The sequence below is a fragment of the Massilicoli timonensis genome, from assembly GCF_900199515.1.
GTDB classification, from domain to species: domain Bacteria; phylum Bacillota_I; class Bacilli_A; order Erysipelotrichales; family Erysipelotrichaceae; genus Massilicoli; species Massilicoli timonensis.
Genome location: NZ_LT963432.1, coordinates 39,404 through 61,967, shown reverse-complemented (window position 1 = coordinate 61,967; position 22,564 = coordinate 39,404). Strand labels below are relative to the sequence as shown.

Sequence of the window (22,564 nt, the reverse complement as noted above, 5' to 3'; positions counted from 1 at the left end):
AATAGTGTTAGAATAAGACACGGAATTGGAGGTGCTTTTTATGATAAAAAGAATCGGTGTTCTGACTTCCGGCGGTGACGCACCGGGCATGAATGCGGCGATCCGCGCCGTTACCAGAGTGGCCTTAAACAGCGGCATTGAAGTATTTGGCATCTATGACGGCTACCGAGGCATGGTAGATGGACATATCGAACCGTTGACCCGTAAGGAAGTCGGAGAAGTGATCGATCGCGGCGGCACCGTGCTCGGCTCTGCCCGCTTGCCGGAATTCAAAGATCCAAGCGTGCGGGAGAAGGCTGTGGAACAGTTAAAGAAACGCGGCATTGAAGCGGTGGTCGTGATAGGCGGAGATGGTTCTTACCGTGGTGCGCTGGCATTAACGGAAATGGGCATCAACTGTATCGGCTTGCCGGGTACCATTGACAATGACATCACCAGCACCGATTATACGATCGGCTTTGATACAGCGCTTCATACCGTAGTCGAGGCAGTCGATAAGCTGCGCGATACGTCCAGTTCGCATCATCGTTGTTCGGTGGTCGAAGTCATGGGCAATCGCTGCGGCGACCTAACGCTTTGGGCAGGCATCGCCTGTGGGGCGGAGATCGTCGTAACGGCGCAGACCGGCTTTGATGAAGAAGAAGTGCTGGAACGTTTGAGAGAGCTCGATCTGGTTCGTAAAAAGCGCCATGCCATCGTCTTGATCTCAGAAAAGATCACCGATGTGCATCAGTTTGCCAGAAAGATCACGCAAACAACCGGTTTTTCCGGCCGTGCCACCATTTTGGGGCACATTCAGCGCGGAGGCTCGCCTACGCCTTCCGATCGTGTGCTCGCTTCCAGAATGGGAGAAAAGGCAGTAGATCTGTTGATGCAGGGAATCGGCGGACGCTGCGTCTGCATCCAGCAAAACGAGATCGTCGATGTGGCGATCGAAGAAGCGCTGAGCGTACCGAGAGAATCGCGCAAACAGTTGTATAATCTGTTTGAACGGCTGGTATAAAGCAATACAAACGACAAATAAAGGAAGGAATGAAATTGATGGAAAGAAAGACGAAAATTATCTGTACGATCGGACCGGCGTCTGAAAGTATGGAAATGATGGAAAAATTAGTAGATACAGGAATGAATATCATTCGTTTGAATTTTTCCCATGGGGATTATGAGGAGCATGCAAAGCGTATCCATAATATCCGTGAGGTATCTAAAAAGACCGGCAAGAACATTGCGATCTTATTGGATACGAAAGGACCGGAGGTACGCCTCGGTGATTTTGAAAACGGTTCTGAGGACTATGAAAAAGGCGAGATCGTTACGATCGTCCGGGAAAAGGTGTTGGGAACACATGAGCGTTTTCATATTCAGTGTCCGGAAATCTTTGATGATGTAGAAGTCGGCGGCGCGATCTTGATGGATGATGGAAAAATGCGCGTTACCATCTTGGAAAAAGGCGACGGCGTATTGAAATGCCGGGTTGAAAATCCGCATACCTTAAAGAGCCGCAAAGGCTGCAACCTGCCAAATGTCAAGCTTTCTATGCCGTTCATCTCGGAAAAGGATGAAGCGGATATCCGTTTCGGCTGTAAGATGGATGTCGATTTTATCGCGGCTTCTTTTACCCGCCGTCCGGAAGATGTGTTAGCGATCCGCAAGATCCTGCATGAAGAAAAACGAGACGGCATTCAGATCATTCCGAAGATCGAGAATCAGGAAGGATTTGACAATCTGGATGCGATCTTGGAAGTATCGGATGGCGTCATGGTTGCCCGCGGAGATCTCGGGGTCGATGTTTCTTTGGAACTGGTGCCGATCTATCAGAAGGCGATCATCAAGGCTGCCAATCGGGTTGGGAAGCCGGTCGTTACCGCTACGCACATGCTGGAAAGCATGCAGAGCAATCCGCGTCCGACTCGTGCCGAAGCAAGCGATGTTGCCAATGCGATCTTAGATGGTACGGACTGTATCATGCTTTCGGGTGAATCTGCGGCGGGCATGTATCCGATCGAAGCTGTACATACGATGGATACGATCGGTAAAGCGATCGAACAGACCTTCCCTTATAAAGACCGTTTGAAATCAGCAGTGAAGTCTTGTCAGAAAACGCGCAATGACGCAATCGGTATTTCTGTTGCCGATACGGCGCTGGCATTAGATGTCAAGGCGGCGATCGCCTTTACGCAAAGCGGCAATACCGCACGCCGATTGGCAAAATTCCGTCCGAAGTGTCCGATCATCGCCGTATGCTTTGATGAAGTCACCCAGCGCGCTTTGGCGCCGGTATGGGGCGTTACGACGGTATTGAGCGAAGTATCGAACAATTTAGGAAATGAAATCGAATTAGCAAGCAATATCGCAAAAGAGCAGGGCGTAAAACCGGGCGAACTGATCATCGTGGTGGCCGGCTATCCGGTCGGTGTCGGTGCTACCAATGCGATGAAGATCATCGAAGTGCGTTAAGCAAATATAAAGGATCACAGATAACTGTGGTCTTTTTTTATGGGAAAATAGAGGATGGAAAGACAAAACGATGCGATTTATCAGGATGATAGTACAACTCATAAGAAAAAGATGGTACAATGTTTCAGTAAGATGTGTTTTCCGATACAAAGAGGAGGATAGTATGAAATTTGCATATAGTGAAGCGCTGCTTGCGGTGATGAAGCAGGCAGAAGAACAAAACAGGGAAATGATCGAAGCGCTGTCAGCGCGTTTTGCAGAGACGATCATGCAGGATCGGATCATTCATGTGTTTGGCACCGGACATTCGCATATGATCGGCGTTGAGCTGTTTGCCAGAGCCGGCGGTCTAGGCAATATCAATGCGCTTTTAGATCCGGATACCATTCCGAGCTTCGGTGCACAGCGTGCCGGCAGGATGGAACAGTGCAGCGGTGTGGCGGATGCGATCTTTGATTCTTACCGCATTGAAAAAGGTGATCTTATGGTCATTACTTCCAATTCGGGAAGAAATGCGGTACCGATCGAAATGGCGATGCGCTGTCAAAAAGAAGGAATCTATACGATTGCTATGACGAATGTAAGCCAATCCAAACAGGCGAAGAGCCGTCATGCGAGCGGGAAAAAGCTGTATGAGTGTGCAGACTGTGTCCTTGACACCTGTGTGCCTTTTGGCGACGCACTTGCGCAGATCGGCCCTTATCAAAGCGGACCGGCTTCAACGATCGTCGGCATGTTCTTGATGAATTTGATCGTCGACGAGGCAATACGCAAGGTCGTAGCAGCCGGCAAGCCGTTATATATCTTTCAATCACAAAATGTGGACGGCTTTGACAATGATGCGATCTATGCGCACTTTCAGGATCGCTGCAAGCATTTTTAATAAAACAGCCAATCTGGTTTAAGAAGGAGTGAACATATGGAACAGAAACGATTAGAGCAATATGCCAAACTGGCAGTAGAGATGGGTGCCAACGTGCAGAAAGGACAGACGCTGATCCTCAATACTTCAATAGAGGCGATCGACTTTACCAGAGCCTGTGTAAAAGCGGCGTATGAGGCAGGCGCCAAGGAAGTCATCGTAAACTATGAAGATGAAAGAATAGCGGCGATGCACTATACCTATCAAAGTGAAGAAACCCTTTCTCATGTGCGTAATTGGCAGGTGGAAAGCAAGCTGGATTATTTGAAGGAAGGCGCTTGTCTGCTGAAGATCCATTGCGGGATCCCGGGCGTCATGAAAGATGTCGATCCTGCGAAAAGCGCAAAGGCGATGCAGGCGAGAGGAGCGGCCATGAAGGAAGTCAATGCCTATACCAGCAAAAATAAGGTGCAGTGGTCGATCGTCGCCGTACCGAACAAGGAATGGGCCAAACAGGTATTTCCGCACTTAAAGGAAGAGGAGGCGCTGGAGGCGCTGTGGGATGCGATCTTAAAAGCGGTGCATGTCGATAACGATGATCCGGTTGCCGTATGGGAAAAGCACAATGCCACTTTGGCAAAGCGGGTAGAAAAGCTGAATGCGCTGCGTTTTGAAAAACTGCATTTTACCAGTCAGTCATCGGGTACCGATCTTTGGGTCGAATTGGTGAAGGATCATATTTGGGCCGGCGGCTGTGAAGTCAGTGAAGCAGGCATCGTATTCAATCCGAACATGCCGACGGAGGAAGTATTTACCATGCCCTATCGCTTAGGCGTAAACGGGGTAGTTTATGCGAGCAAGCCGCTGGATCATAACGGTAAATTGATCGAAGATTTTTATTTCCGTTTTGAAAAGGGCCGGGTCGTAGACTGCGGGGCGAAAAAAGAGGAAGCGGCGTTGAAACTGCTTGTTGATTTTGATGAGGGCAGTCATTATATCGGCGAGGTGGCACTGGTGCCATACGCATCACCGATCTCGATGAGCAATCTGTTGTTTCTGAACACGCTGTTTGATGAAAATGCCTCTTGTCATCTGGCGCTGGGACGTGCTTATGCGATGAATGTGGCCGGCGGTTTGACCATGAGCGAGGAGGAGCTGAAAAAGGCCGGTGCCAATGATTCCAATACGCATGTGGACTTTATGTTCGGTACAGCCGATATGTGCATTACCGGCATCTTGGAAGACGGAAAGGAAGTCGCGGTATTCGCGGACGGTAATTTTGTCTTGTAAAGCATGAAGAATAGGAGCATTTCAGGATGCTCTTATTTTTTGATCAAAACGCTTATGAAACAGGGAAGAGATGAAATAGAGCTGATTTGGATGTGGAAAAGATTGACAAAAAATGGGGGGGGGGGGGTAAAATATTACTATCTTACAGAATTGTACTTGCAGTGTACAGTATAGTAGGATATACTGAAACCAAAAGGAAGGAGGCGATCATATGATCGAAGTGCATCATTTAACGAAAACGTATGGGAAACTGAAAGCGGTCGATGATGTGAATCTATGCGCCAAGCCGGGTGAAATTACGGTTTTGCTTGGTCCAAACGGCGCCGGGAAATCGACCACGATCAAAAGCATTGCGGCTTTATTGAAGTATGAAGGAGAAATCAAGATCTGCGGGCATGATAATCACAGTGTCGCGGCGAAGAAGCTGTTCGGCTATATACCGGAAGCGCCGGTGCTCTACGATATCTTGACGGTTGCGGAACATGTCCGCTTTATCGCGAATGCCTATCGCGTGGAACATTATGAAGAAAAGATGGTACAGTATTTGGAGCTATTCGATCTCAGTGATAAAAAGGATAAGATGGCAAAGGAATTGAGCAAGGGGATGAAGCAAAAGCTCAGTATGATGCTGGCGCTGATCATTTCGCCGCAGGCATTGCTGGTAGATGAGCCGATGGTGGGTTTGGATCCTGCCAGCATTGAAGATACGCTGCGGTTGTTTGTGAAATTGAAGGAACAGGGTGTCAGTATCCTGATCTCAACGCATATCATCGATGTCATTGATGAAATATGGGATGATGCGTATATCATGGATCACGGCAAGATCGTGCAGACGTTGAAGCGTACGGAATTAAAAGAGCAGTCGCTGAAAGAAGTGTTTTTTGCATGTGTAGGTGAACATCATGAGAGTGCTGCTTAGTTTAGCGTTTCTAAAAGGAAAGGCAAAGATCCGCAATCTGTTTCAAACGAAGTCCAGCGCAATCTTTACGATCTTATGTGCGCTTGGCTATGTCGGTATCATGGTGATGATGCTGACGCTCGACAAAAATCCGCTGGCGATGATGAATGCGCTGAATCAGCATGGCATCGTCATGCTTGGCGTAGGCTATACGGCGTTGATGGTCTTTTCGACGATGTTTCAAAAACGCAAGGCGCTTTTGTTTGCGGAGGACAGCTTTTATTTATTCAAAGGTCCTTTTACCCAAAGACAGATCTTGCTTTACGCCTCTTTGGCGACGCTGACCACTTCATTTTTATTTGGTCTTTTAACGGTGTTCGTGGTCGTGGCAATGAGCATGCAGAATGAGATTTCCTTTGGCTTCATGGGGATGCTGCTGCTCACTTCTATGCTTTCGGTCATGATCTGGGTGCAGTTCAATGATACGATCTATCTTTATAGCCTGGTATATCCAAAATATAAGCCGATCGTTCGCTGGATCGCGATCGTATTATTGGCTTTGACGGGGATCTTGCTGCTGTGGGAAGCCTATGTAAACGACTTTGCCATCATGGCGGCAGGCAAGGATTTCCTCATGACAGACGCTTTCTACTTTTTCCCGGTATTCGGGCAGATGAAGCTGGCGCTCATCGCTTTTCTCAATCACGATCTATCTGCTTTGGCGATCGGTTTAGGTGTGCTGGTGCTGCTTTATATTTTGACGCTGCTGCTGTTTATTCGTCGCAAGCCGGATTTTTATGAGTATGCGATGCTGGACAGTGAAGAGTTTTCGCAGTATTATAAGGCGATCCGCAGCGGCAAAAAGAGCAGCTTCGATATGAATGCGAAAAAGGTCAAGCAGGTCAAACACACTAGATTTTATCGAGGTGCCGGCGCCGTTTTCTCAAAAAATCTGCTGATGATGAAAAAGGGCAGATCGCTCTTGCGGGGACAAGAACTTTTGATCATTGCGATCTATTTCTTAATGGCGATCGTGCTGGATAACAGTTTTGAGATGTTTGCCTATATGCTGTATGTGTTTCTGTTTATTTTGCTTCAGGACTGCGATCTGTTAAAGGAGTTAAAAAATTATCAGATCTATCTGATTCCGGATTCCGCCGGCAAGAAATTATTGTTTGCGATGTTGCCGAGCCTGATCAAGATTTCATTGATCGCCTGTGTATCCATTTTGATCGGCGGTATTTACTTCGGCGTAACCACGAAAGATATCTTATTAAACATGATTCAGATGGAAGGCTATATCTTGGTATTTTTGTCAGCCAGCGCTTTGTCGGTAAGGATCTTGAAATCGCGGGCAACGGCAATCGTGGAAAATATGATTCGCATGATCATTTTGATCCTATGCGCGCTGCCGGGCATTTTCTTGACGTTTTTTATGTTGACGAAGTGGCATGTAACCGATGTATCGGCGTATGAAATGGTAACATACGGCTCACTGGCATTGAATTTTGTCCTGTCGCTGATCTTATTTTACTTCAGTAAAAATATGATGAACGGCTGTGATATACAAAGTGAATAAGGAGAACGACTATGATTGAAATAAAACATGTATCTAAAGTGTATGGAGGAACGCACAAGGCGGTCGATGATCTGTGCTTGGAAATTCCATCAGGAGAAATCATCGGCTTTATCGGGCCAAACGGCGCCGGGAAAACGACGACGATCAAAATGATGACCGGCGTGCTGCAAATTGATGAAGGTGAAATTTACCTGAATGGCAAAAGTATCACTTCTGATACGCTGGAAGCGAAAAAACAGTTTGGCATCGTCCCGGATAACGCCGATATTTTCTTGCGTTTGAAGGGAATCGAATACTTGAATTTCATCGCCGATATTTATCAGATCGACAGTGCGCTGCGCAAGGAGCGAATCGAGCATTATGCCAAGATGCTGGAAATGGAAGCAGCGCTGAATGACAAGATCTTGAGCTATTCACACGGGATGCGCCAAAAGATCGTCATCATGGGCGTTTTGATCTGTGAACCGAGCATCTGGATCTTAGATGAACCGCTGACCGGCTTAGATCCGCAAAGCGCCTTTTCCTTAAAGGAGCTGATGCGGGAACACGCGCGGAAAGGAAATACCGTATTCTTCTCGACGCATGTGCTGGAAACGGCGGAGAAGCTCTGCGACAAAGTGGTCATCATCAATAAAGGAAAGGTCTTATTTTATGGAACGCTCGACGCATTAAAAGCGCAGTATCAAAATTTCGACAGTCTGGAATCGATCTTCTTAGAGGTAGTGAGCCATGCGTGAGTTCTGGGTGTTAACGAAAACGCTGATCAAGACGAGCGGACAGTCCTTTAACGATGCGAAAAGCAAAAAGCTTTCGACGATCGCGCTCTATGCGTTGCTTGCGGTCTGCTTTTTGCCGATGCTATATGTCTTGTATGATCTGTTTGTCTATATTTTTGAAACGGTAACACTGCTGCATCAGCAAAGTGCCGGTTTGGGGCTGGGCTTTTATTTAAGTTCTTTTGTGACCTTTATCTTTGCGATGTTTATGGTGCCGGGCATTTATTATTTCTCAAAGGATATTCAGACTTTATTATATCTGCCGATCAAGCCGCATCATATTTTGGCAAGCAAGTTTTCGGTCATGCTGGCATTTGAATATTTATTCTCATTGCTGGTGATCCTGCCGATGTATGTCGCTTATGTGCAGGAATTAGGCGCTTCTATCGGCTTCGTGGTGATCGGTACGATCTGTTTTCTGTTATTGCCGATCGTGCCGCTGCTTTACGCTTCGCTCATCGTCATCCTGATGATGCGCTTTCTGCCGTTTGCGAAAAATAAAGATCGCTTCAATATGATCTTCGGTACGCTTGGTTTATTGGCAACGCTGGTGGTCGTATATTATTTTCAGTATTCTTCGATGAATACGTTAATGAGCGATACGAATTTCATCCTCGGCTTATTAACGGGCGACAGTCCTTTGGTCAATGTTTTCAGTGCGATCTTTCCGACGGTTGCGATGATGGCGAATGCGTTGGCTGATCAAGACTTTGTACAGCTAGGTCTGTTTGTAGTGGTCATCGTTGTGCTCATGGCTTTATTTTTGGTACTGGGCAATCGCATTTATTTGAAATCGGCGGTAAACGTATCTGACAGCATGAGCACCGGCAAGAAATTGAGCCGTGCTTCCATGCGAAAACAAACGGTGAGAAAACCGGCGTTCTTTTCGTATTTGAAAAAAGAACTGCGCCTGTTGATCCGCAATCCGATCTATTTTCAAAACTGTGTGCTGATCAGTTTTCTGATGCCGGTGTTATTTTTCGTCCCGGTGCTGATCGGCGGCGAGGATATGAATTTTATGGAAACATTAGCCGATTTGCGCTATTTCCTTGATCTTGCTTTTACCCGCTATCCAAATGAAAGCTATGCCTTTGTGATCTTAGGCGGCATCGGGCTTGGTTTCTTTATGAGCAATACGAATATGATCTCTGCGACAGCGATTTCACGAGAGGGCGCACATTATGATTTTATGAAGTATATTCCGCTTTCTTATATGACACAGGTTGCGGCGAAAGCGACTTCCGGTATCGTGATCTCACTTGCCGGCGGGTTATTGCTGGTAATCCCGGCGATCATCGGTTTACAAATGCCGCTGCTTGCTTCCGCACTATTATTGCTTACGTTTATCTTAGGCGATGTATATGGCAATTTCCTCGGCGTATTGGTCGATCTGCTGCATCCGAAATTAGTATGGGAACAGGAAGCCAGCGCTGTGAAACAGAATTTTACCGCTGCGATCATGATGCTGAGCGGATTTGCGTTTGGCGGCATCATCATCTTTTTAGGGATCCGGGTAGGACTGGAGCATGTGCTTGAACTGGCGATCGCATTGTTGGTGATCCTGCTTGTCACATCACCGCTTTTGTATCAGTTGGTAAAGAAGCAGACAAACCGTTTATTTGCAAAACTGTAAAAAAAGCCGCTGTGAAAAGCGGCATCGCTTGATAAAACGAGTAATCTAAACTTTCGAGTGGTTTTGAGAAAATGAACTCTAAACTTTCGAGTGGTTTAAGATGAGATAAAAGGTGGTATATTTAGTACAAGTAAGTACTAATGAACCACCTTTTTATGTGTCGAGAAGTACGATTCATTTATTTATTTGTTTTTATTATATTTGCCTCTTCTTTTGCCTTGAACTTTATTAGATTTTAATTGATTTGTAATTGAATAGAAAACCTTTGGATTTAAAGCAAAAATACATCTTTTTCTAAAACGGATAAAATTAGATACTCCTTTTGATACAGATAAATATGTTCTAATTTGCCCATTGATATTTTCACAGAGTGCATTGCTTAGTTTGTGCTCATCAAAAGGTCTTTTGAATGAATTAAGAATTTCTGGTTTCCAGTTTTCAAGTGTTTGAATAAAATCATGGAACTCTGATATTCCTGATTTTTTAAAAGCTTCTAAAATAGAATTGAACCATTCCTCACAATTTTCTTCCGTTGCATTTTTATTAAAGGTTAAATACATCTCTTTTAGGTGATATCCTAAAGCCAATGTTTCACTAATCTCAAGAATTAAATCAAGTAGCTGTCTTTTGTTTAGTTTCATTTTGAAGCGATTATTGTAGACTGGTTCATTATCGAGAAAAACATTCTTTTCAATTAAGTCTTTCCATGTTTTGAGTAAATAGTAACTATCACTGCCATATTCTACCTGATACATGATATTAAGACGTATACGGCGGAAACTAGTCATTAAATGTTCGACAACATGAAATGGATCAACAGCTACAATGCAGTTAGGGAAATACTTATTCGCTACTTCTTTATAAGGAAACCACATATCAATGGTTACATATTTTACGTTGTTCCGTTCTATTTGAGGAATCTTTTCAAAATAACGTTTTAATTCTGCTTTAGAACGAGATGGAAGTATTTCAAAAAGAGAACGTTTCTTATTATCCACCATCACACATAAATAAGCAGAATCTTTTCGTTTTGCCATTTTTGAATGAATCTCATCAATCCCTATAGATTCAGGTAGAGTGATTCTAGGAATGTTTACGAAGCTATCAAAATATCTTTGTACTTGGGTAGGAGAGATATGGTTCAGCTCAGCTACCATTTTATATGAATAATTCAAATTAGAAAGCTGCTTCATAATGTTTTCAAAAGAAAGATAAGAATTTCTAAAGTTAGAAAAAGTGAAAGGATTTTTCCCAGAGAAAGTACGCAAGCATTCGTTGCATTGATAACGATGGTTATAAAAGATAATTACCGCTTTTCTATCTGTTAGTTTAGGGTGATTGATTATTTTAGGTTTCGAATAGCCATTGGCATGAACGACACCATAACAAAAAGGACAAAATAAATCACCATCGTGGTTTAAGACGATATGAAACTCAGTTTTATCCTTACTAGTAACAACATTCATTTTTTTAATCTTTTTTCTATCAATATTAAATAAATCTGTGATAAAATCATTCATAGGTTAAATACCTCCTTCGTGTAATTTCTTCTCGACAAAGAAATCATATCACGAAGGTTTTTTATTCACCCACACAAAATGTTAGAGGTATCTGAAAAATACCACACATAAGTTTAGGGCGTACCCACACCCACACGGAAGTTTAGAGCGCCATAAAACGAAAGGGATGATTTGCGTTCATCCCTTTTTTAGCGATCATGTATGAAAAGCGCATCATGCGTTTTGCATGATCGGGATTTGCACGTTCCCATCCAGCAGGTCCTTTAGGGTAACGCTTTCCAAGTATGTATCAATGATCTGATCTAACTGCTGCCAAAGCGGCAGTGTCAAACAGTTTTCTTTATTGCTGCATGCAGTTTCCCCACAGCTCATGCAGGCAACCGGAGCCAGCGTCTTTTCCATCACCTTTAAGATCGAACCGATGCTGTATTCGCTAGGGTCTTTGCTTAAGCGGTAGCCGCCTTCTTTGCCGCGCATACTGTCAACGAGGTTTGCTTTATGCAGCATCGCAATGACCAGTTCTAAATATTTTAATGAAATCGCTTGTCTTTCCGATACCGATTTTAATGAGATATAGCCTTCTGTTTCATGCTGCGCCAGATCCAGCATGATACGCAGTGCATATCTGCCCTTTGTAGAAATCATCATATTGGTAAAACCTCCTTGTTTTTCTATTGTACAAAAAAGTGCGAAGATACGCAATATGCAATCTGCTCATTGTAAGCAGATATGTGCTTTAATAGAAATAAGAAAGAGAGAGGAGAGCAGTGATAAGGTGTTTGAATTGACGGGAGAAGAAATACTGTTTATAATTCCTATGTATTCAATAGGAATAGGAAGGTGTTATAAGATGAAGCAATATATTTATGCCGATCATGCCGCTACTACACCGATCAGTGAAAAAGCGAAGGAAGCGATGCTGGCGGCGATGGATCGTTATGGAAATCCCTCATCCTTTCATCGGGAAGGACAGCTGGCAAAAGAAGCGCTGGAGCAAGCAAGAAGCGAGATTGCCGATTGTCTGCATGCCAAACAGGAGGAGATTTACTTTACTTCCGGAGGCAGTGAAGCAGATAATCAGGCCATTCGTTCAGCGGCTTCCATCGGCGCTAGAAAAGGCAAGAAGCATATTATCACCAGTGCCTTTGAGCATCATGCGGTGTTGCATACACTAGACGCGCTGAAAAAAGAAGGCTTTTCGATTACTTATCTCGATGTGCATGAAAACGGCATCATTGATGTGTCAGAGCTGGAGCAGGCGATCAAAGAAGAAACCTGTCTGGTAACGATCATGTATGCGAACAATGAGATCGGCACTTTACAGCCGGTTGCGGAAATCGGGGCGATCTGTCGCCGTCATAAGGTTTTGTTTCACTGTGATGCGGTACAGGCAGTAGGACATATACCGGTCGATGTCATAAAAGATCAAGTGGACTATCTGGCGTTTTCCGCTCATAAATTTCAGGGGCCGAAAGGGATCGGCGGGCTGTATGTGCGAAAGGGCGCACCGCTCATTCCTTTGCTTTATGGCGGCGCACAGGAAAAAGGGCTGCGTGCGGGCACTGAAAATCTGCCTGCTATCATCGCAATGGCGGCGGCGCTGCGCGATGCGTGTGAACAGATGAGCGAACAGATGCGTAAAGTATCCGCATTACGCGATCAACTGATCGAAGGCTTGTCAGAAATTCCTCACAGCCGCTTAAACGGGGATCGCATACGGCGGGTACCGCAGACGATCAATTTCTGTTTTGAAGGAATCGAAGGGGAGTCTTTGTTGCTGTGGCTGGATCAAAAGGGCATTGCGGCATCTTCCGGTTCTGCGTGTACTTCCGGCTCGCTTGATCCTAGTCATGTCTTATTGGCGCTGGGGCTGCCGCATGAAGTGGCGCATGGATCGCTGCGTCTTTCGATCGGCATGGAATTACAAAAGGAACAGATCGACTATATCATCCATGCGGTAAAAGAAACCGTATCCTACCTGCGTAATATATCGCCGGTATGGGAAGCACTGGAAAAAGGAGAGAAAGCATATGTTATACAGTAATAAAGTAATGGATCATTTTACAAATCCCCGCAATTTAGGAAAAATGGAAGATGCGGACGGTATCGGAGAAGTGGGAAATGCGAAATGCGGCGATATCATGAAAATGTATATCAAAGTAGCAGATGGACGTATTACCGATGTGAAGTTTAATACCTTTGGCTGCGGTAGTGCGATTGCCACCAGTTCGATCGCGACCGAGATGATCAAAGGCAAGACACTGGAAGAAGCACTGACCTTGTCAAACAAGGCTGTTGTGGAGGCATTAGATGGCTTGCCGGCGGTAAAGATCCACTGTTCGGTCTTAGCGGAGCAGGCAATCAAGGCAGCAGTCAAAGATTATTATGATAAAAATCAGATTGCTTATGATGAAGCGATGTTCAAAACAGTAGGCTGTGCGCATGAGCATGGCTAAAACGGATGTAAGGGAAGGAGCGCCGGTGTTGACGTTCCTTTTTTATGTCTGATGAACGCCTTATATTAGCATCTAATTGAGGGAAAGTGTGAATCTTCAAAACTGATCGGCTTCTTGCATTTACGAAATAGGAAAAAATATTAAAAAATTAACACTCAACTATTGACAGTGCTAAAAACGTGAGTATAATAGGAAGTGTAATCGGGGGATGCCCCGATGGAAGGAAATTCGTAAACGGCTGCGTAAAAACAACCGTGAGGATGTGAAAATGGAGGCGATACTATGAAATTCTTTCCAAGAACGAGCAGTTTATTTGATGACATGTTTGATGATATGTTCACTTCACCGTTTTTCAGCAATCGAAGCGATATGACGATGAAAACCGACATTACGGAAAAGGACGGCTATTACACGCTGGATATGGAATTGCCGGGATGCAAGAAAGAGGAAATTCATCTGGAACTCAGTGATGGCTATTTGAATGTGAGCGCATCTCACAATACCGGCAGCGATGAAAAAGACGATAAGGGCAATATCATCCGTCAGGAGCGTTACAGCGGCACTTTCTCACGCAGCTTCTATGTAGGTGAAAATGTGAAAGAAGAAGACGTACGTGCAAGTTATGAAAACGGCGAATTAAAGATCACGTTCCCGAAGGAAAGCGCAAAGCTGCCGGAAAAGAAGAACATTATGATCGAATGATGATGGGCGAAGGCGATCAGTCTTCGCTTTTTATTTACTAAAATCAAAATATGGAATACGATATTTCGATAAATGTTTCTTTGAGACCTTGCTATTGCTCATAAAGTGCGTTTAGAGCGATTACTTACTTATGCGGCGTTAGCTTTATGATGGATTGTCTTTTTTGCACCTAAATTTAAGATTAGTGTGATTGCTTGAATACTATTTTTACCGATATGTAGGCAAAAATCGATTGCCCTTATTTCTTTTATCCTATAAAAATGTACCATCTGATTTCCATGACGATACATAAAAACAAACTGAAAGAAAAATCACAGCTTGATTTTACTGGGAATAAAAAAAAAACAAAATATTAGCACTCTGCTATTGACTGTGCTAAAAGTTGTGCTATAATACAATTAGCAGTTAAAGTGTTAGAGTGCTAAAAAAGCAAAGGTGGTGTTACTATGAATTTTGAAATGATGTCAGAAGCGCTTCAGAAAGCGATCATGCGAGCGGTGGAGCTGGCGAAGGAATATCGCCATCCGACGATCGATACCCCGCATATGCTGAAAGCGTTATTTGAAAGTGAAACACTGTCGGGATTGTTTCAGCGTTTACAGGTCGATCCAAACAAAGCTTTAACGATGATCGACGAAGAATTGAAGCGGATCGCTTCTTCTTCACAAAGCAATCCCAATTTTTCAAATGAGGCTTTGAAAAGCTTTGATCAGGCTGCGGCTTGGGCAAAAGAACAGGATGAAACGTATCTGAGCTGTGCTTCTGTTTGGATCGCGTTTCTGTTTAACCGCTCTTATTTGTCAAAGCAGCTGGTAAAAGCATTTCAGTTGGAGGAGAGTGCTTGTAAAAAGGCAGAATTAGAACGCAGAGGAGGGAAGAAGATGGATACACCGAATGCAGAAAACAACATTGAAGCGTTGCAGAAATACGGACGTGATCTGGTAGAGGACGTCAAGAACGGCAAGATCGACCCGGTCATCGGCCGTGATGATGAGATCCGTAGGGTCATTCAGATCTTAGCGCGTAAGACGAAGAACAATCCGGTATTGATCGGTGAACCGGGCGTTGGTAAAACAGCGATCGTGGAAGGCATTGCATGGCGTATCATGAAAGGTGATATTCCGGCATCTTTGCAGGACAAAAAGCTGATCGAATTGGACATGGGTTCACTCATTGCCGGTGCGAAATATCGCGGTGAGTTCGAGGAGCGCTTAAAGGCGATCTTGGAAGAGGTGAAGCAGGCGGAAGGCGGCATCATCTTATTTATTGATGAGATCCACAATTTGGTCGGTGCCGGGAAAACAGAAGGAAGCATGGACGCGGCTAACTTGTTGAAACCGATGCTGGCACGTGGCGAATTGCGCTGTATCGGCGCTACTACGTTCAATGAATATCGTAAGTACATTGAAAAGGATGCGGCATTAGAAAGACGTTTCCAAAAAGTACAGGTCGAAGAACCGACCGTAGAAGATACGATTTCGATCTTGCGTGGCTTAAAGGATCGCTTTGAATCGTATCATGGTGTCAAGATCTTAGATGAAGCGATCATTGCCAGCGCCGTCATGTCAAATCGTTATATTACCGATCGTTTCTTACCGGATAAGGCGATCGATCTGATTGATGAGGCCTGTGCGACACTGCGGGTGGAGATGGAATCGATGCCGCAGGAATTGGATGAACTCATGCGTAAGATCATGCAGTTAGAAATCGAAGAGACGGCTTTGAAGCAGGAAGATGATAAAAAAGTAATCGAACGCCGCGAACAGATCAAGGAAGAACTGGCACAGTTAAAAGCACAAAAGGATGCGCTCTATACGAAGTGGAATGATGAAAAAGCACAGTTGGAGGCATCTAAAGATGATAAAGTAAAACTGGAAAAAGCCAGATTAGATTTAGAGCAGGCGCAGAATGAAGCACGTTATGAAGATGCTGCACGTTTACAGTACGGCGTGATCCCGGAACTGGAGAAGCGCATCAAGCAGGTACAGGAGCAGGAAAAAGAAGATGCCCTCATTCAGGAAACGGTCAATGAGGAATTGATTGCCAAGATCGTATCGAAATGGAGCGGTGTTGAGGTTTCCCGTCTGGTGGAAAGTGAAAGGGTCAAGCTGCTGCACTTGAAGGAAGCGCTGGAAAAGCGGGTCGTCGGACAGGATCAGGCGCTGGAGCTGGTAACTGATGCGATCCTAAGAAGCAAAGCACAGATTCAAGATGAAAACCGTCCGATCGGCTCATTCCTATTTTTAGGACCAACCGGTGTTGGTAAGACCGAAGTGGCAAAAGCACTTGCCGAACAGCTGTTTGACAGTGAAGCGCATATCGTGCGGATCGATATGAGCGAATATATGGAAAAACACAGCGTTGCCCGTTTGATCGGAGCGCCTCCGGGCTATGTCGGTTATGAAGAAGGCGGGCAGTTGAGTGAAGCGGTACGGCGCAATCCTTATTCTATCATTCTCTTTGATGAAGTCGAAAAGGCACATCCGGATGTATTCAATGTCTTGTTGCAGATCCTAGATGATGGCAGAATTACCGATTCAAAGGGTGTAACCGTCGATTTTAAGAATACTTTGCTAATCATGACGAGCAATCTGGGCAGTGAGCATGCCTTTGATGAAGATCGTGAAGCCGGCTATATGGCAGCTGTGAAGCAGTATTTCAAGCCGGAGTTTGTGAACCGTATTGATGAGATCGTAATCTTCCATGCGTTAGATGACGATATGATGAAAAAGATCGCTCATAAATTCATGAATGAACTGGCACAAAGACTTGCCAAGAAGGATATTACGCTCAAGGTAAGCGATGCGGTGTTCGATATGATCGCAGAACAGGGAGTAGATGCGGTATATGGCGCAAGACCGATGAAACGCTATATCCAGCGCAATATTGAAACTGCGATTGCTCATGAGATGATTGCGGGAGCAGCGATGAAAGATGATACGATCGAAGTCGATGTGAAGGATGGAGCGTATGATGTGCAGATCCGGCATGCTTCTTAAACTGAAAGAACTGGTTTCTTTCAGTTTTTTTTCGCATGTTTTTGGGATTGTGATATACTTAATAAAAAACATGAGGAGGAATGGCTATGGTCAAAACTTTTGAAGATCATTCGGTCATACAAGAAGCGGGCAGCTGGATCGCGGACAGTGCAGAGGTGATTGGTGATGTTACGCTGAAAAAAGATGCGAGCATCTGGTATCAAAGCGTTGTCAGAGGAGATTGCGGCAGCATTGTGATCGGTCCTTACAGCAATGTGCAGGATCACTGTACGCTCCATACTGATCTGCATTATGAGTTACGCATCGGCGAATCGGTAACGATCGGACATCGCTGTATCATTCATGGCTGTGTCATTGAAGATCACTGCATGATCGGCATGGGCGCTATCATTATGAACGGCGCTCATGTGGAGAAAAACTGTATCATCGGAGCTGGAGCAGTGGTATTGGAAGGCATGCGGATCCCTGCCAACAGCATTGCGGTCGGCAGTCCCGCAAAGGTAATCAAGACGCTCACGCCGAAGCAGCATGAACATATTTTATGGAATGCGGCGCATTATGTGAAATTGGCACATCGGCATCAGGAGGAAGCGTCATGTTAAAGGAACTGGTGGAACAATCTAAGCTGCGCCGGGTAAAAGCAGCACTTGAGGAGCATCGCATTCCCGCTGTGATCGTAAAAGATCAAAAAGAATTGTATGACTATTTGCGTACGGTTATCAAAAAAGAGATGCTGGTATGCCGTGGAGGCAGTGTAACACTGGATGAATTAGGACTGGTCGATCATTTCGATGAGATCCCGCTCATCAATCATAATGCAGCGCATTTAAGCACAGTGGAAAAAGAAGCATGTCGTCGCAAAGGCTTAGATGCGGATGTGTATCTCATGAGCTCCTCGGCCATTACGATGCAGGGAGAGATTTATAATATGGATGGCACCGGCAATCGTTTGGCAGCGTTGTTATACGGCCCGAAACAAGTGTATATCATCGCCGGCAAAAATAAAATCGTCGAGGATCTGGAAGAGGCGAAAACACGAATGAAAGAGATTTCCGCCGTGCAAAACTGCAAGCGGCTTCAGACGAATACCCCTTGTGTGAAAACCGGTGTCTGTATGGATTGTAAAAGCAGCGGCAGGATCTGCTGCGATGAGGTCATCATTCATTGGCAAATGCGAGCGGATCGGATCCATGTGATCTTGATCGATCAGGATCTGGGATATTGAAAAATGAATGGACTGGATCGATAAAACGAAGAAAGGCAGGGTGAAGGCAATGGCAGTTCAAAGGATCGGCATGCGCATCATCAAAAGTGCGCTTGCGGTGTTTCTTTGCCTGATGCTGAATTTATTTCGCAGCGGGGAAGGAATCGTATTTTATTCTTGTATAGCGGCGGTGCTGTGTATCCAAAAAGATGTTTCCAGCTCTACCACGGTCGCGTGCAATCGTTTGATCGGTACGCTGCATGGCGGTTTGATCGGATTGCTTGGATTATTGGTCATTCAAAATACCGCGATCAAGGAAATGGAGGTACTGCGCTATCTGTTTATATCGGTCATGATCGTCGTTGTGATCTATACGACCTTGCTGATCAAACAGGGGCAGGTTTCCTATTTTGCCTGTGTGGTATTTTTAAGCATTTGCGTTTCGCACGGCTTAGATGAAAATCCGTTTTTATTTGCATGGAACCGTATTTTGGATACTTGCATCGGGATCCTTGTCGCATTGTTTGTGAACCGTATGGCGCTGCCTTTTCATCGTGCGTCTAAGCGGCTTTATCTGTTCGATCTGGAAACGCTGTTAGATGAAAACAAGCAGCTGGATCGCTATGCGTTGATCAAGCTCAAGCATTTTCGTGAACGAGGCGGCGCACTGGCGTGCTATTGCAATGAACTGCCCCGTTTTGCAGCACTATCGCATTTACATTTTCCCACTGCGCATCCGATCATTTGTTTACATGGGGCTTTTGCGTATGATCAAATGCAGCGGCGCTATCTCTTTGGCAATCGCATCGCTGCCTGCGCAGTCCAAGAGATCTTGACGGTTCTTGATGCAGCGGACTGTTTTACGTTTTCTTTGAAGCAGGATCTGCTTTATGTGTCGTATGCGTTTCCAAGTGATGCATCGGCAATCTATATCAAGCAGCTGCATCATTTGCCTGATGTGGTTTTTGTGGAAGGGGAAGTGCGAGAGGCGCCGTTTCTTCTGGTGAAGATCGGCAGCAAAGAGGAACTGGAAGCCGCGCTGGTCAAACTTGATGCGCTTTTGTCAAAGCATCATGTAAGAGGTGTGATCGAACGCTGGGAGGATCGCTATGTTTTGGCGATCATGGATGAAAAAAGCACATTGAATTACTATGTGCACAAGTATTGTGAACAGATGCGCTATGAGGAAACGATTGCGTTTACGATGAATGGGGAGGGGCAAATTGACGCGCACCGCCATTATGTACGCAGGGAAGAACCGTTACGCACTTATCTGCGCCGACTGTTTCATGATGTGAGGAGAAGAAAATTGTAAGTGTTTTAGGTATCACATTTGGCGTAGCACTTAAATCATAGTATAATGATAGAGATTAGAAAGATGTATGAATCCACGTTTTTTTCATACAATAGGAGCAGGAGGTAACAAATGAAAGCAATCGAACTGATCGGGAACACACCGGTTGTGCAGATCCCGGATACAAATATTTATGTGAAACTGGAAAAGTATAACTTAGGCGGCAGTGTGAAAGACCGTGCCGTACTTTATATGCTGGAAGATGCGATCAAGAAAGGCTTGATCAAGGAAGATACGGTATTGATCGAAGCAAGCAGCGGCAATACCGGTATCGCTTTGGCGATGTTAGGAGCGCTGTATCAGATTCCGGTAACGATCGTGATGCCGGATTCGATGAGCGTAGAACGCAGACAGCTGATGCGTGCTTACGGTGCCGAGGTATTGCTGAGCGAAGGAGCGAAAGGAATGAGCGGAGCCGTTGCTTATATGGAGGAATTAAAAAAGCAGGATCCGCATTATCTTTCACTGGGGCAATTTGACAATGAAGCGAATGTCAAAGCGCATTATGAAACGACCGGGGTGGAGATCTTAAAGCAGGTGCCGAATCTTGATGTGTTTGTGGCATGTGCTGGAACAGGCGGCACTTTCAGCGGTGTGGCAAAGCGCTTAAAAGAGGAGAAACCGCAGGTGCGTACGATTATCGGCGAGCCAAGCGGCAGTGCGATCCTCAGCGGACATAAACCGGGAGGACATAAGATACAGGGAATCGGGGCAAACTTTGTTCCATCTATTTTGAAACGGGAATTGATCGATGACATCATGCTGATCGAGGATGAAGACGCAATCAAGGAAACCATTGCCTTTGTCAAGCAGACAGGGGTATTGGTCGGTATTAGCAGCGGCGCGAATATCGCTTTGGCAAAACGCTTAGCAAAGTATGATCCAAAGCAGGTCATCGTTACGATCGCGCCGGATGGCGGGGAAAAGTATTTATCGGTGCTCCCTTTTGGGAAGTGATCTATGAAAACTGTGAGAAACATGATTTACAACATCAATCGAACGATGGAGCATGATCCGGCAGCGCATTCTAAACTGGAAGTGCTGCTGCTTTATCCGCATATCAAAGCGCTGTTGTTTTATCGGCTGAGCCATCGGCTTTATCGCTGGCATTTGTTTTTCTTGGCGCGCTTTTTCTCTAATATCGGCCGCTTCTGGACGAATATTGAGATTCATCCGGGTGCGCAGATCGGAAAAGGTTTGATCATTGACCATGGCACGGGTGTTGTGATCGGGGAAACGGCAGTGATCGGTGATGACTGTTTGATCTATCACGGGGTAACGCTTGGCGGAACAGGAAAAGAGCACTGCAAGCGGCATCCTACTTTATTAAATGGGGTCATGTGTGGAACCGGTGCGAAAATACTGGGGAATGTAACGATCGGCAACCGTGTCAAGGTCGGCGCCAATGCGGTCGTAACCTGTGATGTGCCGGACGATCATACCGTGGTCGGGATCAACCGCATCATCAAAAAGAACGAAGTGAAATAAACGGTTTGCGTAATAGGACAAAATGGTTTGTAGGAAGGCGGCATGGCGTTTTGCGATGCCGTTTTGCTTTGCGCGTGATCCAGGGTGATCTTTTGCATATGATTTGTATCATGATAGTTTGGAAGCAGAGGATCAGTAAAACCGCCTTTTTCGTTAAGCCAACCTTTGCCATTTTTGAAAAATGCGTTATACTATAAAGCATATTAGGAAGAAAGGGGATAATGCCTATGTGTGCAAAGGAACTGATCCTGCCAAAGCATTATGAAAATAAATTGGATTTTACTACTACGGAAATCGCCATTAAGTATGTAAAGGACCTGTTTGAAAAACGCTTGGCGCATCATTTGAATCTGATGCGTGTATCCGCGCCGCTTTATGTACTTGCGGACAGTGGCTTGAATGATGACCTGAATGGTGTAGAGCGGCCTGTATGCTTCGATATGAAGGAACTGGGAAAGGAAGTTACCATCGTTCACTCATTGGCGAAATGGAAGCGGATGGCGCTTGCACGTTATCGTTTTACATGCGGCAAAGGGATCTATACCGATATGAATGCGATCAGGCGTGATGAACAGTTGGATAATCTGCATTCCACTTATGTCGATCAATGGGACTGGGAAAAGATCATCGATCCAAGCGAACGAAATGTGGAAACCCTGCGTTATTGTGTGATGCAGGTCATGAAGGCGTTAAAGGAAACCGAAAAAGAATTGTCGATCGTATTTGAGAATTTAGAGCCTTTTATCAAAGAGGAGGTCTATTTTATCACGACGCAGGAATTGTTGGAGCGTTATCCGGATAAAACAGTGAAGCAGCGGGAATATGAGATCGTCAAAGAACATCGCACGGTGTTTTTGATGCAGATCGGCGATCGGCTGAGCGATGGCAGTGTGCATGATGGCAGAGCGCCGGATTATGATGACTGGTCGTTAAACGGCGATATTTTGATTTATTATCCGCTGCTGGATTGTGTGGTGGAGATTTCTTCGATGGGGATTCGTGTGAATGAGGAGGTCCTGTTAGAGCAGCTGCAAAAGGCCGGCTGCATGGAACGCGCACAGCTGCCTTTCCATCAGCAGCTGCTGCATCATGAACTGCCGCAGACGATCGGGGGCGGTATTGGACAGAGCCGGATCTGTATGCTGCTGCTAAATAAGGCGCACATCGGAGAAGTGCAGGTATCGCTTTGGGATGAGGAAACGCTGGCGCTTTGCAAGCAGCATCGGATCCATTTGTTGTAGGAAAACAGATTGCACTTGAGATGATCGATCAGATCATCTTTTTTTCATAGCACTATAAAAGAAGATGTGTAATTAAATTCATATTTTAACAGTAGGTTTTGATTG

At 45.2% G+C, this 22,564-nt stretch carries 20 protein-coding genes; 18 read left to right on the top strand and 2 right to left on the bottom strand.

What is annotated here, in order from left to right; translation table 11 throughout:
• The first annotated feature begins 40 nt into the window (after positions 1-40).
• From pfkA to C1712_RS00250, 8 genes are all read left to right on the top strand, one after another.
• Positions 41-1,003 carry a 6-phosphofructokinase gene (gene pfkA, locus C1712_RS00285; RefSeq protein ID WP_102265778.1) on the top strand — a complete coding sequence of 321 codons (963 nt, stop codon included), beginning with the start codon at positions 41-43 and terminating at the stop codon, positions 1,001-1,003.
• Between the two features lie 38 nt (positions 1,004-1,041).
• On the top strand, positions 1,042-2,457 hold the full coding sequence (gene pyk / locus C1712_RS00280; protein ID WP_418289867.1) for a pyruvate kinase: 1,416 nt from the start codon (positions 1,042-1,044) through the stop codon (positions 2,455-2,457).
• A gap of 163 nt (positions 2,458-2,620) precedes the next feature.
• Positions 2,621-3,340 carry a sugar isomerase domain-containing protein gene (locus tag C1712_RS00275; RefSeq protein ID WP_180963021.1) on the top strand — a complete coding sequence of 240 codons (720 nt, stop codon included), beginning with the start codon at positions 2,621-2,623 and terminating at the stop codon, positions 3,338-3,340.
• A 36-nt stretch (positions 3,341-3,376) separates the two neighbouring features.
• Complete coding sequence (locus C1712_RS00270; RefSeq protein ID WP_102265775.1) at positions 3,377-4,609, top strand: aminopeptidase; 1,233 nt, start codon at positions 3,377-3,379, stop codon at positions 4,607-4,609.
• A 211-nt stretch (positions 4,610-4,820) separates the two neighbouring features.
• Positions 4,821-5,528, top strand: a complete 708-nt coding sequence (locus tag C1712_RS00265) for an ABC transporter ATP-binding protein (RefSeq protein WP_102265774.1) — start codon at positions 4,821-4,823, stop codon at positions 5,526-5,528.
• Positions 5,512-7,086, top strand: coding sequence for a putative ABC exporter domain-containing protein (locus C1712_RS00260; RefSeq protein WP_102265773.1), 1,575 nt, complete (start codon positions 5,512-5,514; stop codon positions 7,084-7,086). Before C1712_RS00265 ends, C1712_RS00260 begins: the two co-directional genes overlap by 17 nt.
• A gap of 11 nt (positions 7,087-7,097) precedes the next feature.
• On the top strand, positions 7,098-7,823 hold the full coding sequence (locus tag C1712_RS00255) for an ABC transporter ATP-binding protein (RefSeq protein ID WP_102265772.1): 726 nt from the start codon (positions 7,098-7,100) through the stop codon (positions 7,821-7,823).
• The gene (locus C1712_RS00250) at positions 7,816-9,495 is read left to right on the top strand and encodes an ABC transporter permease (protein WP_102265771.1); all 1,680 of its coding nucleotides are present in this window, start codon (positions 7,816-7,818) and stop codon (positions 9,493-9,495) included. Before C1712_RS00255 ends, C1712_RS00250 begins: the two co-directional genes overlap by 8 nt.
• Before the next feature lie 182 nt (positions 9,496-9,677).
• On the opposite strand, the gene C1712_RS00245 is transcribed toward C1712_RS00250, so the two are convergent.
• Positions 9,678-11,015 carry an ISL3 family transposase gene (locus C1712_RS00245; RefSeq protein ID WP_102265770.1) on the bottom strand — a complete coding sequence of 446 codons (1,338 nt, stop codon included), beginning with the start codon at positions 11,013-11,015 and terminating at the stop codon, positions 9,678-9,680.
• A gap of 213 nt (positions 11,016-11,228) precedes the next feature.
• Positions 11,229-11,663, bottom strand: a complete 435-nt coding sequence (locus tag C1712_RS00240; RefSeq protein WP_102265769.1) for an RrF2 family transcriptional regulator — start codon at positions 11,661-11,663, stop codon at positions 11,229-11,231.
• A gap of 202 nt (positions 11,664-11,865) precedes the next feature.
• Between C1712_RS00240 and C1712_RS00235 the strand changes: the two genes are divergently transcribed.
• The 10 genes from C1712_RS00235 to asnA all read left to right on the top strand — a co-directional run bounded on the left by C1712_RS00235 (position 11,866) and on the right by asnA (position 22,459).
• Positions 11,866-13,059 (top strand): cysteine desulfurase family protein, encoded by a 1,194-nt coding sequence (locus C1712_RS00235; protein ID WP_102265768.1) that lies wholly within the window; start codon positions 11,866-11,868, stop codon positions 13,057-13,059.
• Positions 13,046-13,471, top strand: a complete 426-nt coding sequence (nifU, locus tag C1712_RS00230) for a Fe-S cluster assembly scaffold protein NifU (RefSeq protein WP_102265767.1) — start codon at positions 13,046-13,048, stop codon at positions 13,469-13,471. Before C1712_RS00235 ends, nifU begins: the two co-directional genes overlap by 14 nt.
• Before the next feature lie 282 nt (positions 13,472-13,753).
• Positions 13,754-14,173, top strand: coding sequence for an Hsp20/alpha crystallin family protein (locus C1712_RS00225; protein ID WP_102265766.1), 420 nt, complete (start codon positions 13,754-13,756; stop codon positions 14,171-14,173).
• A gap of 446 nt (positions 14,174-14,619) precedes the next feature.
• Entirely contained in the window at positions 14,620-17,172 is a 2,553-nt protein-coding gene (locus C1712_RS00220; protein ID WP_102265765.1) for an ATP-dependent Clp protease ATP-binding subunit, read from the top strand.
• A gap of 86 nt (positions 17,173-17,258) precedes the next feature.
• Positions 17,259-17,774, top strand: coding sequence for a gamma carbonic anhydrase family protein (locus C1712_RS00215; protein ID WP_102265764.1), 516 nt, complete (start codon positions 17,259-17,261; stop codon positions 17,772-17,774).
• On the top strand, positions 17,768-18,397 hold the full coding sequence (locus C1712_RS00210) for a lactate utilization protein (RefSeq protein ID WP_178199841.1): 630 nt from the start codon (positions 17,768-17,770) through the stop codon (positions 18,395-18,397). The genes C1712_RS00215 and C1712_RS00210 overlap by 7 nt, the downstream gene beginning before the upstream one ends.
• A 7-nt stretch (positions 18,398-18,404) precedes the next feature.
• Positions 18,405-19,691, top strand: a complete 1,287-nt coding sequence (locus C1712_RS00205) for an FUSC family protein (RefSeq protein WP_102265762.1) — start codon at positions 18,405-18,407, stop codon at positions 19,689-19,691.
• A 111-nt stretch (positions 19,692-19,802) separates the two neighbouring features.
• Entirely contained in the window at positions 19,803-20,687 is an 885-nt protein-coding gene (locus C1712_RS00200; RefSeq protein ID WP_102265761.1) for a PLP-dependent cysteine synthase family protein, read from the top strand.
• Positions 20,688-20,690: 3 nt separating this feature from the next.
• Positions 20,691-21,218, top strand: coding sequence for a serine O-acetyltransferase (gene cysE / locus C1712_RS00195; RefSeq protein ID WP_102265760.1), 528 nt, complete (start codon positions 20,691-20,693; stop codon positions 21,216-21,218).
• Between the two features lie 227 nt (positions 21,219-21,445).
• Positions 21,446-22,459 carry an aspartate--ammonia ligase gene (gene asnA / locus C1712_RS00190; RefSeq protein WP_102265861.1) on the top strand — a complete coding sequence of 338 codons (1,014 nt, stop codon included), beginning with the start codon at positions 21,446-21,448 and terminating at the stop codon, positions 22,457-22,459.
• The last annotated feature ends 105 nt before the right edge of the window (positions 22,460-22,564 follow it).